At 66.7% G+C, this 15,408-nt stretch carries 16 protein-coding genes; 9 read left to right on the forward strand and 7 right to left on the reverse strand.

Features of this window, described 5'->3' with window-relative positions; translation table 11 throughout:
* Nucleotides 1-28: 28 nt before the first annotated feature.
* From mnmG to NS355_RS14905, 4 genes are read left to right on the forward strand one after another with little or no spacing between them, the layout of a single operon-like run.
* Nucleotides 29-1,864 (forward strand): tRNA uridine-5-carboxymethylaminomethyl(34) synthesis enzyme MnmG, encoded by a 1,836-nt coding sequence (gene mnmG, locus NS355_RS14890; protein ID WP_058746418.1) that lies wholly within the window; start codon nt 29-31, stop codon nt 1,862-1,864.
* Nucleotides 1,861-2,475: a 16S rRNA (guanine(527)-N(7))-methyltransferase RsmG gene (rsmG, locus tag NS355_RS14895; protein WP_058746419.1), complete on the forward strand. Its 615-nt coding sequence runs from the start codon at nt 1,861-1,863 to the stop codon at nt 2,473-2,475. Before mnmG ends, rsmG begins: the two co-directional genes overlap by 4 nt.
* A complete protein-coding gene (locus tag NS355_RS14900) occupies nt 2,472-3,263 on the forward strand; it encodes a ParA family protein (RefSeq protein ID WP_058746420.1) in 792 nt (263 codons plus the stop codon). Before rsmG ends, NS355_RS14900 begins: the two co-directional genes overlap by 4 nt.
* The gene (locus NS355_RS14905) at nt 3,260-4,183 is read left to right on the forward strand and encodes a ParB/RepB/Spo0J family partition protein (RefSeq protein ID WP_058746421.1); all 924 of its coding nucleotides are present in this window, start codon (nt 3,260-3,262) and stop codon (nt 4,181-4,183) included. Before NS355_RS14900 ends, NS355_RS14905 begins: the two co-directional genes overlap by 4 nt.
* Before the next feature lie 231 nt (nt 4,184-4,414).
* Here the strand turns inward: NS355_RS14905 and NS355_RS14910 are convergent, their stop codons facing one another.
* Both NS355_RS14910 and NS355_RS14915 read right to left on the reverse strand, forming a co-directional pair.
* Nucleotides 4,415-5,083 (reverse strand): HAD family hydrolase, encoded by a 669-nt coding sequence (locus tag NS355_RS14910; protein ID WP_058746422.1) that lies wholly within the window; start codon nt 5,081-5,083, stop codon nt 4,415-4,417.
* Nucleotides 5,080-5,739, reverse strand: coding sequence for a YggS family pyridoxal phosphate-dependent enzyme (locus NS355_RS14915; protein WP_058746423.1), 660 nt, complete (start codon nt 5,737-5,739; stop codon nt 5,080-5,082). Before NS355_RS14915 ends, NS355_RS14910 begins: the two co-directional genes overlap by 4 nt.
* Before the next feature lie 22 nt (nt 5,740-5,761).
* Between NS355_RS14915 and NS355_RS14920 the strand changes: the two genes are divergently transcribed.
* A complete protein-coding gene (locus NS355_RS14920; RefSeq protein WP_345938814.1) occupies nt 5,762-6,268 on the forward strand; it encodes a thiamine phosphate synthase in 507 nt (168 codons plus the stop codon).
* Here NS355_RS14920 and NS355_RS14925 read toward each other — a convergent pair.
* Both NS355_RS14925 and NS355_RS14930 read right to left on the reverse strand, forming a co-directional pair.
* The gene (locus NS355_RS14925) at nt 6,265-6,891 is read right to left on the reverse strand and encodes a TonB family protein (protein WP_058746424.1); all 627 of its coding nucleotides are present in this window, start codon (nt 6,889-6,891) and stop codon (nt 6,265-6,267) included. The genes NS355_RS14920 and NS355_RS14925 overlap by 4 nt on opposite strands.
* A 21-nt stretch (nt 6,892-6,912) precedes the next feature.
* Nucleotides 6,913-7,605, reverse strand: coding sequence for a hypothetical protein (locus tag NS355_RS14930; RefSeq protein ID WP_058746453.1), 693 nt, complete (start codon nt 7,603-7,605; stop codon nt 6,913-6,915).
* A gap of 250 nt (nt 7,606-7,855) precedes the next feature.
* Here NS355_RS14930 and NS355_RS14935 point away from each other — a divergent pair, with 250 nt between their 5' ends.
* From NS355_RS14935 to holA, 4 genes are read left to right on the forward strand one after another with little or no spacing between them, the layout of a single operon-like run.
* On the forward strand, nt 7,856-8,290 hold the full coding sequence (locus NS355_RS14935) for a DUF3576 domain-containing protein (RefSeq protein ID WP_056439008.1): 435 nt from the start codon (nt 7,856-7,858) through the stop codon (nt 8,288-8,290).
* 12 nt (nt 8,291-8,302) lie between these two features.
* On the forward strand, nt 8,303-10,804 hold the full coding sequence (gene leuS, locus NS355_RS14940) for a leucine--tRNA ligase (protein ID WP_058746425.1): 2,502 nt from the start codon (nt 8,303-8,305) through the stop codon (nt 10,802-10,804).
* A complete protein-coding gene (gene lptE, locus NS355_RS14945; RefSeq protein ID WP_058746426.1) occupies nt 10,801-11,328 on the forward strand; it encodes an LPS assembly lipoprotein LptE in 528 nt (175 codons plus the stop codon). The genes leuS and lptE overlap by 4 nt, the downstream gene beginning before the upstream one ends.
* A gap of 13 nt (nt 11,329-11,341) precedes the next feature.
* Nucleotides 11,342-12,361 (forward strand): DNA polymerase III subunit delta, encoded by a 1,020-nt coding sequence (gene holA / locus NS355_RS14950; RefSeq protein WP_058746427.1) that lies wholly within the window; start codon nt 11,342-11,344, stop codon nt 12,359-12,361.
* Nucleotides 12,362-12,545: 184 nt separating this feature from the next.
* Here the strand turns inward: holA and ribA are convergent, their stop codons facing one another.
* From ribA to NS355_RS14965, 3 genes are all read right to left on the reverse strand, one after another.
* Complete coding sequence (gene ribA, locus NS355_RS14955; RefSeq protein ID WP_058746428.1) at nt 12,546-13,595, reverse strand: GTP cyclohydrolase II; 1,050 nt, start codon at nt 13,593-13,595, stop codon at nt 12,546-12,548.
* Nucleotides 13,592-14,374 carry an exodeoxyribonuclease III gene (locus tag NS355_RS14960; protein ID WP_058746429.1) on the reverse strand — a complete coding sequence of 261 codons (783 nt, stop codon included), beginning with the start codon at nt 14,372-14,374 and terminating at the stop codon, nt 13,592-13,594. Before NS355_RS14960 ends, ribA begins: the two co-directional genes overlap by 4 nt.
* A 394-nt stretch (nt 14,375-14,768) precedes the next feature.
* A complete protein-coding gene (locus tag NS355_RS14965; RefSeq protein ID WP_430727018.1) occupies nt 14,769-15,401 on the reverse strand; it encodes a LolA family protein in 633 nt (210 codons plus the stop codon).
* Between the last annotated feature and the right edge of the window lie 7 nt (nt 15,402-15,408).

Raw genomic sequence — 15,408 nt, forward strand, 5'->3', positions numbered from 1 at the left:
TGACCGGTCCTTCCGGTAGGGCGGGGGCATGTTTGATGTCGTAGTGATCGGTGGTGGTCACGCGGGAACCGAGGCCGCTGCAGCGGCTGCGCGCCGGGGTGCGCGGACGGCCCTTTTGTCCTTCGATCGTCATGGCCTGGGCGCCATGTCCTGCAATCCCGCCATCGGCGGGTTGGGGAAGGGCCATATTGTGCGCGAGGTCGACGCCTTTGACGGCCTGATCGGCCGCGCGGCGGACCAGGGCGCGATCCATTATCGGATGCTCAACCGCAGCAAGGGTACGGCCGTTCAGGGACCGCGCGTGCAGGCCGACCGGCGGCGCTATGCCGGGGCGATCCAAGCGATGCTGACGGCACAACCGAACCTGACCGTTGTCGAGGGCGAGGCTGAGGCGCTCGTTCTCGATGGCGAGCGCGTGGCGGGTGTGCAACTGGGCGACGGGACGATCCTGTCGGCGCGCGCGGTGGTGCTGGCGACCGGGACGTTCCTGGGCGGACGGCTGTTCCGCGGCGACGAACGGCATCTGGGCGGTCGTATCGGCGAGCGGGCGGCGACCCGTATGGCCGAGCAACTGCGTGCGCTGGGATTGCCGATGGCGCGGATGAAGACCGGCACGCCGCCGCGTCTCGACGGCCGCACCATCGACTGGGCCAAGTTGGACGAGCAGCCTTCGGACATCGATCCCTGGACCATGTCGCCGATGACGGCGGCCCGGCCACTGCCGCAGATCGCCTGTGCGATCACCCGGACGACAGAGCAGACGCACGCGATCATCGCGGCAGCCTTTCACCGCTCGCCGTTGTTCACCGGCGCGATCGAGGCGAATGGCCCGCGCTATTGCCCGTCGATCGAGGACAAGATCAAACGCTTCGCCGATCGCGACAGCCATCAGATCTTCCTGGAGCCGGAAGGGCTCGACGATCCTTTGGTCTATCCCAACGGCCTGTCGACCTCGCTTCCGACCGATGTGCAAGAAGCGATGATCGCCTCCATGCCGGGGTTGGAGCGCGCGGTCATCACGCTGCCCGGTTATGCGGTGGAATATGATCATATCGATCCGCGCGCGCTCGATGCCCGGCTGGCGCTGGGCGCGCTGGCGGGGGTGTTCTGCGCCGGGCAGATCAACGGCACGACCGGCTATGAGGAAGCGGCGGGGCAGGGGCTGATCGCCGGGCTCAACGCGGCGGCCCATGCCTGTGATCTGTCGCCGGTGATCCTGGACCGCGCGTCGAGCTATCTCGGCGTGATGATCGACGATCTGGTGTTGCAGGGCGTGACCGAGCCCTATCGCATGCTGACCGCACGCGCCGAGTACCGCCTGTCACTACGTGCGGATAATGCCGAGACGCGGTTGGGGGATATCGCCGAGGCTGCAGAGTGTCTGTCGGACGAGCGACTGGCGCACCGGCGGCGGAGGCAGGAGCAGCAGGCAACCTTGCGCGAGCGACTGTCCGTGGTGCGCACCGCCTCCGATCTCGCGCGGAGCGGTGCGACGATTGCGCAGGATGGTGCACGGCGAACGGCCTATGAATGGTTGCGCTTTGATGGCGTAACCCTCGCCCATGTCGCGCCCGATGCGGCCCAAGGCTGCGATCCGGCGGTGGTGGCCGAAACACTGGAAGACGCCCGTTATGCGCCTTATGTCGAGCGGCAGGCCGAGGAGGTCGCCCGCCTGCGAGCCGATGAGCAAATCCTGTTGGCGCCCGCGCTCGACTATGCCGCGATCCCCGGCCTGTCGCAGGAGATGATCGATCGGCTTAGCCTCGCGCGCCCCGCCACGCTGGCGGCGGCATCGCGGATTCGCGGCATCACGCCCGCTGCCCTGTCGGCAGTGCTTCTTTACGCTCGAAAGGTCGCCGCATGAACGAGGATCAGGCCCGCGACTGGGCGGTGCAGCATTTCGGCGAGGACGCGGCGTCACGGATCGACTGGTTCCTCGATCGTGTGGTGGTGGAAAACGATCAGCAGAACCTCATCTCACCTTCCACCATCGGCACGATCTGGAGCCGCCACGCGGTCGACTCGGCGCAGCTGATACCTCTTGCCGACCGGACCGAGGGCCAGTGGATCGATATCGGCACGGGCGGTGGCTTTCCCGGCATGATCGTCGCCATCGCCTGGCCCGGCCGGGTCGCGCTGGTCGAGCCGCGCAAGAAGCGGGCAGAGTTCCTGGAAGAATGTGTTGACGGGCTGGGAATGGGGGACCGGGTGACGGTCCATGCATCGAAGATCGAGGCGGTACCGCTCCGCGCCGACATTATTTCTGCTCGCGCGGTGGCGACAGTCGAAAATCTTTTGCGCGCGGCGGCGCACTGCGGCAAACAGGAAACGCGGTGGCTGCTCCCGCGCGGCCGCCTGGACGAGCGCGAAATCAAGACCCTCAAGCGGCAATGGCGCTTCGTGTTTCACGTGGAACATAGCATCACCTCGGCGGAATCGTCGATCGTGATCCTCGACCGAGTAGAGGCCCGATGATCTGCGTTGCCATCGCGAACCAGAAGGGTGGGGTGGGTAAGACCACCAGCGCCATCAACCTCGCCACCGCCCTGGCGGCTACGGGGCTGAACGTCCTGCTGATCGATCTCGATCCCCAGGGGAACGCCTCGACCGGGCTGGGCATTCCCAACAGCCAGCGCATGTTCTCCAGCTATCATGTGCTGCTGGGCGAGGCGCGGATCGACGACGCCGTGGTGCACAGCCAGGTGCCGCGTCTGGACGTCGTACCCGCCACGGTCGACCTGTCGGGGGCCGAGCTGGAACTGGTCGATTTCGAGAACCGGACGCACCGGCTGGACCATGCGCTACGCCGGACACAGGGCAATTGGGACATCGTGCTGGTGGATTGTCCGCCTTCGCTGGGCCTGCTGACGATCAACGCGATGGTTGCGTCCGACTCGTTGTTCGTGCCGTTGCAGTGCGAATTCTTCGCGCTGGAGGGGCTGTCGCAACTGCTGACTACGGTCGAGCGAATCCGTGCGCGGTTCAATCCGGGGCTCGCGATCCTGGGCGTGGCCTTGACGATGTATGACCGGCGCAACCGGCTGACCGACCAGGTGTCGGCCGATGTGCGCGCCGTTTTGGGGGGTGTAGTGTTCGATACGGTGATTCCGCGCAACGTCCGGCTGTCGGAGGCCCCTAGCCATGGTTTGCCCGCGTTGATCTATGACCATCGCTGCGTCGGCAGCCAGGCTTATATCGCGCTGGCCCGCGAATTGATCGCGCGGCTGCCGCTCGGTAGCCAGCCGGGAGCGGCAGCGGCATGAGCGGCGAGACGGCCAAGCGTCCGCGCCCCGGTCTGGGCCGCGGTCTGGGCGCCTTGCTCGGCGATATTGCGCGTGAGGCGCCGATCCGGCCGGGCGATCAGCCCACGCCGGGGGGCGTGCGGATGCTGCCCGTCGGCTCGTTGCAGCCGCATCCCGATCAGCCGCGTCGCCATTTCGAGGAAGCCGCGCTCGACGAACTCGCCGCCTCGATCGCCGCGCGTGGCCTGATCCAGCCCATCGTCGTGCGCCCGCATGGCAAGGACTATCAGATCGTCGCGGGCGAACGCCGCTGGCGCGCCGCCCAGCGCGCGCGGCTGCACGAGGTGCCAGTCGTCGTCCGGGACTTTGACGACGCACAGACGCTCGAAGTCGCGCTGATCGAAAATATCCAGCGGCAGGACCTGAACGCGATCGAAGAGGCGCAGGCCTATCAGCGGCTGGCGGGTGAGTTCGGCCACACCCAGGAGGCGCTGGCCAAGATCGTCCACAAGTCGCGCAGCCATGTCGCCAACCTGCTGCGCCTGCTCGAACTGCCCGATACGGTGCAGGGGCAGGTGGTCAGCGGCGCGCTGTCGATGGGCCACGCCCGGGCGCTGCTGGGCGCGAACGAGGTCGAGGCGCTGGCCGATCAGGTCATCGCGCGCGGCCTGAGCGTTCGTGAAACCGAGAAGCTGACCCGCGAAGCCAAGGGCGGTGGCCGTAAGGGATCGGACGAGGGCGAGAAGGGCGCCGCCAAGCTGCCGCCGGGGCAGGACGCGGCGGATGCCGATATCGCTGCGCTGGAAGGGCAGCTCGCCGACCTGCTCGGCCTGTCGGTGCGCATCGCGCATGGCGAGAAGGGGGGGACGCTCACCCTGAGCTATTCGACGCTCGATCAGCTGGACATGGTATGCCAGCGCCTGACCGGTGAGGGTATTTGAAAGGGATACGCCAGCATCCTTCTGGGACCGGCGCAATTTTCCTTTGATTTTTAACGGGGGCTGATCACTCCCAAGCTCCGTTCACGCTGAGCGAAGTCGAAACGCACGCCTGGCGCTACGCCATGATCCATTCCCATAGCCTTCGACTTCGGCGCGATGCGCCGAAGTTTATCCTGAGCGGCTGGCTTCCAGCCAGCCGAAGGACTCAGGCTGAACGGACGTGGAGCATGTTCAGAATCCCAGTTCGCGGCGGACGTCCTCATAATCCTGCGCGATCGCGGCGACACCGATGTCGCGCAGTCTCTGGTCATGGCCGATGGCGCAATGCGTTCCCATGCACATGCCGATGACATGACCGCCGCTCGCCACCGCACCGGTCGCACCGACGGGGGAGTCCTCCAGGATCGCGCAATTCTCGATCCGTACGTCCAGTTGCTCGGCCGCATGGAGATAGAGGTCGGGGGCGGGCTTGCCGCGCGTGACATGCTCGCGGCCGCTATAGATATGATCGCCGAACAGGTCGCGCAGGCCGATATGGCGCAGATGCCGGTCGATCCAGACGGTCGGGCTGGACGAGACGATCGCCTTGGGGAAATCGACGGGGAGCGATTTCACGAACGCCACCGCGCCGCCGATCGCCGCCACGCCCTCGGCCATGGCGCGAACATCCTCGGCCCGGCGCGCCTCGTAGAAACTTTCAGGCAGGGTGTGGCCGATGCGCCCCTCGATCGTCGCGATGAAGTCCTTGCCCGCCAGCCCCATATAATGGTGCATCGCTTCTTCGGGCGTATGCGGGTGGCCGTTGGCGCTCAGCCATTCGGCGAGGTGGCGATTGCCCTCATATTCGCTGTCGATCAGGACGCCGTCGAAATCGAACAGCAGCGCGGCGAAGCGGCTCATGCGCGCGCTCCGAACAGCGCACTGCCGATGCGGACATGGCTGGCCCCCAGCATCGCGGCGACCTCGTAATCCTCGGACATGCCCATGCTGAGCTTCGCCAGTCCTAGTTCACGCGCCATCTTGGCGAGCAGCGCGAAATAGGGGGCGGCGTCCAGCCCGTGCGGCGGGATCGCCATCAGGCCGATGATGGGCAGACCGGCGCTACGGGCCGCTTCCAGCATGGCAGGGGCCTCGGCGATGGCGCAGCCGCCCTTCTGGTCCTCGTCGCCGATATTGACCTGAAGGAAACAGTCGGGCCGCTTGCCGCTCTTGTCCATCGCCTCGGCCAGCGCGGCGATCAGCGAGGGGCGGTCGACCGTGTGGATCACGTCGAAGAGCGCAACCGCGTCGGCGGCCTTGTTCGATTGGAGCTGGCCGATCAGGTGAAGCTCGACGCCGGGATAGGCGGCGCGCAGATCGGGCCATTTGGCGGCGGCCTCCTGCACCCGGTTTTCGCCGAAGATGCGGTGTCCGGCCTCCAGCAGCGGGCGGATCGTGTCGGCTTCATGCGTCTTCGACACCGCGATCAGGGTCGGGGTCGCGTGCTGCCCGAGCTTCGCGGCGTGCTGAAGCTGGGCGGAGACGGTGGCAAGGCGGGAAACGCTGTCGTCGGTCATGCCCGGCGCTATAATGCCCCCGATGGCCGACCGATACCCCGTGACATGGCTGATGACCGACGAGCGGCTGGGGGAGGGGCTTTGGACCGCGCTGCGCAGGCTGCCGCCCGGATCGGGGGTGGTGTTCCGTCACCACGCGACGCCCCCGGCCGAGCGGCGGGCGATTCACCGCCGGGTCCGGCGAATCGCTAAGGCGCGGAGGCTGGTTCTGTTGGTGGCCGGAGGTGGTTTGCCTGGGGATGGCGTGCATAAGGCGGGGCGGGGCAGTGGGCTGCGAAGCTGGCCTGCGCATAATCGGGCGGAAGCGGTCGCGGGATGGCGCGCCGGGGCCGACCTTTTGTTCGTCTCGCCGATCTTCCCCACGCGCACGCATCCCGGCGCTCCGGCGCTGGGTCCGGCAAGGGCGAACAGGATCGGACGCGGGCTTGGTCTGCCGCGAATCGCATTGGGCGGTATGAATGCGCAACGCTTTCGTCGGTTGCGCGGGGTGTTTCAGGGCTGGGCGGCAATCGATGCTTGGGCGGCCTAAGGGCGAGTCTGGCTACTGACCGCGTTCGCCAGACGGAAAGTAACGCTGAGGTCGCGTATGCCGACAGGCGCGATGTCTGGAGACTCGCTATGTGGCGGCGCAATCGCGAGTTTGCCGGCGGCGATCTTGCAAACTGTCTCGTCCACGGCACCGCCGCCCGATTGGACGATCTGGCATTCGGTTATGCGGCCCTTGGCATTGAAATAGATGCGCGCTGTGACCGGTGCGGGCGGGGCAGTCTGCGACGCGGGTAGCGTCAGCATGAGCTGGATGTTGGACGATATCGCGGGGGACCCTATTGACCAGGCCATCACCTCGCGATGGGTGCCGCTGACGGGAGAGCCGGTCGCATCGATCGCATGTTTGAACCGGGCCTTGCGGCGCAGCAGGGCGCAGGTTCCCGTATCGAGCGTCGCCGATCCGCTGCTTTCGGTAACGACGCAGTTCGTCACGCGACCGTGATCGTCGACGGACAGAAGCGTGCTGACGATTCCGCTCTCATCCTTCTGTGCGGCGCGGGCAGGATAGTCACCGGGCTGAAGGGCCAGGTTCAGAAGCCGGGGTGGTTGCGCGAGGGTGGCGGGTTGCTGAACTGCCAAGGCCAGGATTGTCAGGACGGCCAAGCGTTCCCCCTTTGACCGACTTTAGAAGCGGAAGGCCGTTCCCAGATAGACCGCCTGGCTGTTGCGGCGATCGTCGTCGATCCGGGCCAGACGTTCGCGATCCGAGCGATAGCGGACACCCGCCGTCACATCCAGGTTGCGGGTCAGCGAATAGGACCCGCCCATGTCCAGCGAATAGCTGGCGGGCATGTCGATCATCTTCGGCGCATTGTCGAGCGGACGGTCGGTCGAGGCCTTCACGCGGCCGGTGAAGCGATTCGCGGTGTAGCTGACCGCCACATCGGCGCTTTCGCGGCTACCCGGCAGACCGGCCAGATCGACGCGTGCGATATCGCCCGATAGCGCGACACGCTTCCAGCCGACCGACACCCCCAGATTATAGGAGATCGGGGCCAAGCCGACGGTCGGCGCGGTGTTGGCGGCGACCCGTTCCTCATTGGTGCGGCTACTCTGCGCGCGCACCGCGACGGTCACGGGGCGGTTGACGCCGCGCTGGCTCTCCGCCGGGGTAAAGCGCAGGTCGCCCGCATCGAGTCCACTCTTGGCGAAGATGGCGGCGAGCCGGGGGTCTGCGGCGGACGGGGTGAACCCGCCACGGCCGAGCAGACTGAGCCCCCGCGCCTTGATCGGGTGCTTATTCTGGTCGACCGCGCCGATGGCGGGCGCGACCATCGCGGTCGTGGCGGCAAGCGCCCCGATTGCGATTCCGATCACGATACGCCCGAACGACACGGTCCACCCCTTTTTATGAGACCCTTTTACAAGATTGCTCCTAACATGGAATCGGGCGTGAGCGATCCCATTGTTACGCCCGTGATCGCGAATCTTGTCCGAGTGTTGCGCAACTTCCACAGAATCGGTCGCATCGTCCATGATGTCCCGACGCTTGCCGGGGTGTCGGCACCCCTGTAGAGGCTATAGGCAACCCTTATTCCCGTCCTTCATCGCAGTCAGGATAATGCCGATGCTTCGCCGTTCCGCCACCGCGTTCGCGGTAATCGCCGCTTTGTCGCTCGGCGCCTGTGCCGGCAAGAAGGAGCGCCCGCAGGGCGATCTGGCCGCGTCGAAGATCACCACGATCGGCGTCAATTCCTATCTGTGGCGCGCCAGCCTCGACACGCTGAGCTTCATGCCGCTGGCCGAGACGGATTCGAACGGCGGCGTCATCGTCACCGACTGGTACGTCAACCCGCAGGTCCCGACCGAGCGGATGAAGGTTACCGTCACCATCCTCGACCAGGATCTGCGCGCCGATGCGCTGCGCGTGACCGCGCTGCGTGAAGTCAATCGCGGCGGCCAGTGGGTGGAGGCGCCGGTGCAGGCGGCCACCATCCAGAAGCTGGAAGACATCATCCTCACCAAGGCGCGCGACCTGCGCCGCGCCTCGATCACGAAGTAAAAGACGACCCGAATGGCCTCGCGTTACAATGCCCTGAAATCGGATTCGACCTGGCAGCGGATCTGGGAGGAGCGGCGCACCTTCGCCGCCGACGATCACAGCCCCAAGCCCCGGTCCTATGTCCTTGAGATGTTCCCCTATCCGTCGGGGCGCATCCATATGGGGCATGTCCGCAACTATACGATGGGCGACGTGCTGGCGCGCTATCGGCGGATGATCGGGCATGAGGTTCTCCACCCGATGGGCTGGGACGCGTTCGGCATGCCCGCCGAGAATGCCGCGATGGAAAAGGGCGTCCATCCGGGCGGCTGGACCCGCGACAATATCGCGACGATGAAGGCGCAGCTGAAGCGGCTGGGCTTCGCGCTCGACTGGACGCGCGAGATCGCGACGTGCGAGCCCGATTATTACGGGCATGAGCAGGCGCTGTTCCTCGATCTGTATGCGGGCGGGCTGGTTTACCGGAAGGAATCGGCGGTCAACTGGGACCCGGTCGACATGACCGTGCTGGCCAACGAGCAGGTGATCGACGGGCGCGGCTGGCGCTCGGGCGCACTGGTCGAGAAGCGCAAGCTGAACCAGTGGTTCCTCAAGATCACCGACTTTGCCGACGAGCTGCTGAAGGGTCTGACGACGCTCGAGCATTGGCCCGACAAGGTGAAGCTGATGCAGGAGAACTGGATCGGCCGCAGCAAGGGCCTCCAGTTCCGTTTCGCGCCCGTCGCACCCTTCGCGACGCCGATCGAGGTCTATTCGACCCGTCCCGACACGATTTTCGGCGCCAGCTTCGTCGCGATCGCGGCCGACCACCCGATCGCCCGCGAACTGGCCGAGACGAACGCCGACGCGGCCGCCTTCATCGAGCGGTGCAAGGCGGGCGGCACCACCGCGGCCGAGCTGGAGACGCAGGAAAAGCTGGGCTTCGACACCGGTTATCGGATGCAGCATCCGATGGACGCCGCCATCACCCTGCCGGTCTATATCGCGAACTTCGTGCTGATGGATTACGGCACGGGCGCGGTGATGGGCGTGCCCGCGCATGACCAGCGCGACCTGGATTTCGCGCGCAAATACGGCCTGAGCGTCACCCGCGTCGTCGCCGATGGCGACACGACCGCGCCGGTATTCGAGGGCGACACCGCCTATACCGGCACCGGCCGTCTGGTGAATTCCGGACCGCTCGACGGCATGGATGTCGAGGCCGCCAAGGCCGCCGTCATCGCGCGGGCCGAGGGTGAAGGCTGGGGCCAGGGTCAAACCGTGTACCGCCTGCGCGACTGGGGGGTCAGCCGCCAGCGTTACTGGGGCACGCCGATCCCGATCATCCATTGCGAGACCTGCGGCGCGGTGCCGGTCCCCAAGGACCAGTTGCCGGTAACGTTGCCCGAGGACGTGACCTTCGACGTCCCCGGCAACCCGCTCGACCGGCATGCGACGTGGAAGCATGTCGACTGCCCGACCTGCGGCAAGCCCGCCCGGCGGGAGACCGACACACTCGACACCTTCGTCGATTCGTCCTGGTATTTCATCCGCTTCGCCAGCCAGCCCAAGGATCGTCCGTTCGATCCCGAGGTGGTGAAGCAGTGGCTGCCGGTCGGCCAATATATCGGCGGCGTCGAGCATGCGATCCTGCACTTGCTCTATGCCCGCTTCTGGACCCGTGCGCTCAAGCATATTGGCCTGATCGACGTGGCCGAGCCCTTTGCGGGCCTGTTCACGCAGGGCATGGTCACGCACGAGAGCTACAAGTCCTCGGACGGCCGCTGGCTTGCGCCCGGCGAAATCCGCGACGGCATCGAGATCGCAACCGGCCAGCCGATCACGGTCGGCCGCGTTGAGAAGATGTCCAAGTCCAAGAAGAACACCGTCGATCCCGAGCCCATCGTGGACCAGTATGGCGCGGACGCGGTGCGCTGGTTCATGCTGTCCGACAGCCCGCCCGAGCGTGATCTGCCCTGGTCGGAGTCGGGCATCGAGGGCTCGTGGCGCTTCGTCCAGCGGCTGTGGCGTTTGTTCGACGGGTCGGAAGCCGCCGAGGGCGAAGACAAGGCGCTCTCGCGCAAACTGCACCAGACCATCGCGGGCGTGGCTGCGGACATCGAGGCGCTGGCCTTCAACAAGGCGGTTGCCAAGCTGTACGAGTTGGTCAACGCCATCGAAAAGGCCAAGCCGTCGGCCGCCCGCAACGAGGCGATCCGCACCACCATGTTGCTGGTCGCGCCGATGGTCCCGCACATGGCCGAGGAAGCCTGGGCCGGGATGGGGCAAGAGGGGCTGATCGCCGATGCCGCCTGGCCGGTGGTCGACGAAAGCCTGTTGGTCGAGGATGAGGTCACGGTCGCGGTGCAGGTCAACGGCAAGCTGCGCGACACGCTGACCGTCGCCAAGGGGCTGCCGAAGGACCAGCTGGAGGCGACCGCACTGGCGTCCGAGAAGATCGTCCGTGCGCTCGACGGTGCCACTCCGAAAAAGGTGATCGTGGTGCCCGACCGTCTGGTGAACATCGTCGCATGAGCCGTGTCCTTCCCCCGATCGCCGCCGGTCTGGCGCTGACCCTGGGCCTGTCGGGTTGTGGGCTGCATCCGCTCTATGCGGGTGGCGGCTCCGGCCCGGTGGCGAATGCCCTGTCGCAGATCGAGGTCGCACCGATTCAGGGGAAGGCGGGCTGGCTGATGGCCAATGCGCTGAACGACCGGCTGGGCGGCAAGACGGGGGCGGCGCGCTATCGCCTGGACGTGAAGCTGGACGACCAGATTCGCGGGCTTGGCGTGCGGCGCGACGACTCGGTGGTGCGCGAACGGCGCATCCTGCGCGCGCGCTACCAGCTGGTCGATCAGACCAGCAATGCGGTGCTGGTCGACGCCACCGCCGGATCGGATGCCGGGATCGACGTGGTCCGTTCCGAATATGCCACCATCGCGGCGGAAAATACCGCGCTGGAACGGCTGTCGGTAATCGTCGCGGACGAGATCGTCGCGCGGCTGGCCACCTATGCCCGGTCGCGGCCCGGCGAGGCGATGGTCCCCGCCCGCCCGTGAAGGCGCCCCGATCTTGAAAGCCAGCGCCAACCAAATTCGTCAGGCGCTGGGACGCCCCTCTGCCGATATCCGCCTCTATCTGCTCCACGGTCCTGATGAGGCGGGGGCGAGTGAGTTGGCGAGAATTCTGGCCAAGGCGATGGGGCAGGATGCCGAGCGGATCGATCTGGATTCGGCCACGCTGAAAAGCGATCCCGCTCGCCTGACCGACGAAGCGGCGGCCATGTCGCTGTTCGGCGGTCCGCGCCATATCCGCATCGCCAGCGTCGGCGAAGAGGGGCTGGCGGCGTTCACCGCGCTGCTGGAGGCCGAGTCGGCGGGCAATCCGGTCGTCGCCATCGCCCCCACGGTCAAGACGACCGCCAAGATCGTCAAACTGGCGCTCGATTCGCCACGCGCGATGGCGTTCGGCTGTTATGCGCCCACCGCCGCCGATGCCGAGCGGCTGGCGACCACGATCGGCGGCGAGATGGGACTGCGGCTGGCGGCGGGCGTGCCTGCGCGACTGGTCGAAGCGGCGGCGGCCGACCGATCGGTGATGATGCGCGAGCTGGAAAAGCTGGCGCTTTATCTCGACGCCGCGCCCGACCGTCCGCGTGAGGTCGATCACGCCGCGATGGACGCGATCGGCGCCGATCTGGGCGAGGTCGAGATGGGCGACGCGGTGGAGGCGGTGGTGGAGGGGCGTGTCGGCGATCTGGGCGGCGAACTGGCGCTGCTCGACGAAGGCGGGGCCTCGCCAATTCCCTGGCTGCGTGCCCTGGCCCGGCGTCTGGTGGCGCTGGCCGAGATGCGCGCCGATATCGATGCGGGTGAGCCGGTCGAGGCGGTGATGAAGCGCCACCGCGTCTTCTTCCGCGACGAGGCGAAGACCGCGCGGGCGCTGCGCCGCTGGACCCCCGCGATGCTGGCGCGCGCGATGGCGCGGATTCGGGCGGCCGAACGCGCGGTGATGGCACCGGGCAATGCCGGCGCGGTGCTGGCCGAGGCGGAGGCGACGATCATCGCGCAGGGGATCGCGCGGCGGGGATAGCGCCTGGAAGGCAAGACGATGTTCGCGCGGAGGCGCGGAGAACGCGGAGGTGTCGGGCCTGCCGCGACAGCGCCCTTCTTATCGCAGCGGAGGTGAGAGTGTCTCAATCTGGCCCCAAGCGATTCATCTCCGCGTCTTCGCGTCTCCGCGCGAACCATTCTTTTGAAAGAACGCGACGCGCTCCTTAAAGCTGGTGCCCCGTCCGATCGCGCTTGGTCGCGAGATAGCGTTCGTTATGCGGATTGGGCGGCAGGCTGTGCGCGACGCGTTCGATCACCTGCACCCCCGCGGCCCCCAGTCCCGCAACCTTGGCCGGGTTGTTGGTCAGCAGCCGCACTCGGTCCTGTCCCATCAGGGTCAGCATCCGCGCCGCCACGCCGAAATCCCGCGCATCGATCGCAAAGCCCAGCCGGGTGTTGGCGTCGACCGTGTCGAAGCCCTGATCCTGAAGCTGATAGGCGCGCAGCTTGTTGACCAACCCGATCCCGCGCCCTTCCTGCCGCAGATAGAGCAATATGCCCCAGCCTGAGTCGGCAATGGCATGGATCGCGGCATGAAGCTGCGGCCCGCAATCGCATTTCAGGCTGCCCAGCACATCGCCGGTCAGGCATTCGCTGTGCAGCCGCACCAGCGGCGGCTGCCCGTTGGGCTGGCCGATCAGCAGCGCGACATGCTCGCCCGCCGCATGGGGCGAGCGGAAGGCGACGATCTCGGCATCCTCGGCTCCGGCCACGGGCAGGCGCGCGCGGGTGGCGATCGCCAGCGCTTCGGCATTCTCATGCGCGGCGATGTCGGCCAGCGAAATCTCCGCCTCGACGCCGGTGCCGCCGAGGAAGAAGGCGGGCAGCATCCCCGCGATCCGCGCGAACCGGATGGCCGCCGCCGCGACTATTGGATCGGGGAGGGGAAGCGCGCGGAACGGGCCTTTTAGCGGGGTGGCGAGGTCGAATTGCGGATCGGCCAGCGCCGTCGCGGCGGCGAAGTCCACCCAGGGCGCGCGCTCGACCAGCACGGCGGCGTCGGGATCGGCGGCCTCCAACTGGTTGGTCAGCTTCAACGTCGCCGCGCGACCGGCCGAGATCAGGACCGGCGCTTGGCCCTCCGGATCGAAGGCGGCCAAACGCAGCGGATCGGCCGTCTCGACCGCGAGCAGCGCCTGGCCGGCAATCGCGATCGGCCAGCCTCGGCGCAGCGCATCGATCGCGCGGGCTGCCGCTTTGGGATCGGCGTTCAAAAATCGAATTCCGTCATGATCGGGATATGGTCGGAGGGTTTCAGCCAGCTGCGGCACGGCTCGAACACCTGATGCGACACCGCCTTGGCGGCCACGTCGCGTGTCGCCCACATATGGTCGAGCCGCCGCCCGCGATCCGACGCCGCCCAGTCCTTTGCGCGGTAGCTCCACCAGGTATAGAGCCGCTGCGGCGCGGGGATGAAGTGGCGGCCCAGATCGACCCAGTCGTTGGACGCCTGCAACCTCGCCAGCGTCTCGACCTCGATGGGAGTATGGCTGACCACGTCGAGCAGCTGCTTGTGGCTCCACACGTCCGATTCGAGCGGGGCGATGTTGAAGTCGCCGGTCAGGATCGTCGGGCAGTCGAGCTGGCCCGACCAGTCGATCATGCGGCCCAGGAAATCGAGCTTCTGACCGAATTTCGGGTTCACCTCGCGATCGGGCACATCACCGCCCGCCGGGATATAGACATTCTCCAACCGCACGCCGTTCGGCAGCCGGATGCCGACATGCCGCGCCTCGGCATTGGCCTGCCAGTCCAGGCGATCATCCTCGGTGATGGGCACCTTGGCCACGATGGCGACGCCGTGGTGCATCCGCTGGCCATGGATGATGATATGGTCATAGCCGAGCGCGCGGAACAGCTCGAAGGGGAAGTCGTCATCGACGACTTTCGTCTCCTGAAGGCACAGCACATCGGGCGCGGCTTCCTTCAGGAATTGCTCGACGATCGCGGCGCGGAAACGCACCGAATTGATGTTCCAGGAGGCGATTTTCACGGGATGCGATGTAGCGGGGGCAGGGGAGTGAGACAAGATTACTCACGTTATGGATGGCGTCGCATATCTCCGTACCACCCCGGCGGAGGCCGGGGTCCAGATGCGGCGGACCATCGGCGGCGCGGCGTCTTTGCCTCCCACGCCACGTGATGCGCGCCACCATCGATATGGCGACTGGGCCCCGGCCTTCGCCGGGGTCAAGGAGAAGAGATGCAGAAACGGAAAGGCCCCCGCTCCGGGGGCATGGAGCGAGGGCCGACCTAGCGTTCGTCACGCAGGCGGGATGAGGGTGCTCGTCCGAGCAACAGGGGGGAATCTCGAAGGCCCCTCAACCGCAACACCTTGATAGGGCAGCGAACCTGTCGCCTGGATGAATGAAACGGCCCGCCAGCGTTCAGTTACGCGCCGCGGTTCTCCGGGGATCGTTGAATCGGAACGCCTTGTCGTCCACCGGCACGCCGAAACGCTGGTTAGACAGGCGAATCGTGGTGCGGTTGTTCTGGCTGTCGAGCGCGACCCAACCCTGCATCATCAGCCCGCCCGGCGCGGCGGCATCGCGGGCGAAGACCAGGGTGATCTTGCCATATTCGGGATGCTTGGGGTCGTTCGCCTCGACCGACAGCAGGCGGGGATCGGCGCTCGGCACCACCTTGGCATAGCGGCCGATGTCGCGGGAAGGGTCGAGCAGCACGCCCAGCGGCGAGTTCCTGATCGGCCAGCGCTGCACTTGGCGGACCGAATAATCGATGAAGGTCAGCGCGCCGCCATCGGCGACGATCAGCAGCGGCACGCCCTTCTCATATTGAAACCGGATCTTGCCCGGCTTCTTCATGGTCAGCGTGCCGGTCAGCACCTTGCCCGCCCGGTCGGTCTGGGTGAAGTCGGCGGTCATCGTCTGCACCGATTGCAGGTGACGCTGCACCGCCGCCAGATCGCCATTGGCCTGGGCGAAAGCGGGCACCGGCGCGGCGATCATCGCCATGGCGGTTGGCGCCAGCAGGGCGGACGCCATCATCGAACGGATCATCAAATCA

The sequence above is a fragment of the Sphingomonas yabuuchiae genome (assembly GCF_001477495.1).
Lineage (GTDB): Bacteria > Pseudomonadota > Alphaproteobacteria > Sphingomonadales > Sphingomonadaceae > Sphingomonas > Sphingomonas yabuuchiae_A.

Excerpts from the sequence above, each read along its gene's own strand:
- rsmG (WP_058746419.1), top strand. The coding sequence starts at position 1,861 with ATGAACGAGGATCAGGCCCGCGACTGGGCGGTGCAGCATTTCGGCGAG.
- lptE (WP_058746426.1), top strand. The coding sequence starts at position 10,801 with ATGAGCCGTGTCCTTCCCCCGATCGCCGCCGGTCTGGCGCTGACCCTG.
- NS355_RS14915 (WP_058746423.1), bottom strand. The coding sequence starts at position 5,739 with ATGACCGACGACAGCGTTTCCCGCCTTGCCACCGTCTCCGCCCAGCTT.
- NS355_RS14900 (WP_058746420.1), top strand. The coding sequence starts at position 2,472 with ATGATCTGCGTTGCCATCGCGAACCAGAAGGGTGGGGTGGGTAAGACC.
- NS355_RS14920 (WP_345938814.1), top strand. The coding sequence starts at position 5,762 with ATGGCCGACCGATACCCCGTGACATGGCTGATGACCGACGAGCGGCTG.
- NS355_RS14905 (WP_058746421.1), top strand. The coding sequence starts at position 3,260 with ATGAGCGGCGAGACGGCCAAGCGTCCGCGCCCCGGTCTGGGCCGCGGT.
- NS355_RS14935 (WP_056439008.1), top strand. The coding sequence starts at position 7,856 with ATGCTTCGCCGTTCCGCCACCGCGTTCGCGGTAATCGCCGCTTTGTCG.
- NS355_RS14965 (WP_430727018.1), bottom strand. The coding sequence starts at position 15,401 with ATGATCCGTTCGATGATGGCGTCCGCCCTGCTGGCGCCAACCGCCATG.
- NS355_RS14910 (WP_058746422.1), bottom strand. The coding sequence starts at position 5,083 with ATGAGCCGCTTCGCCGCGCTGCTGTTCGATTTCGACGGCGTCCTGATC.
- mnmG (WP_058746418.1), top strand. The coding sequence starts at position 29 with ATGTTTGATGTCGTAGTGATCGGTGGTGGTCACGCGGGAACCGAGGCC.
- leuS (WP_058746425.1), top strand. The coding sequence starts at position 8,303 with ATGGCCTCGCGTTACAATGCCCTGAAATCGGATTCGACCTGGCAGCGG.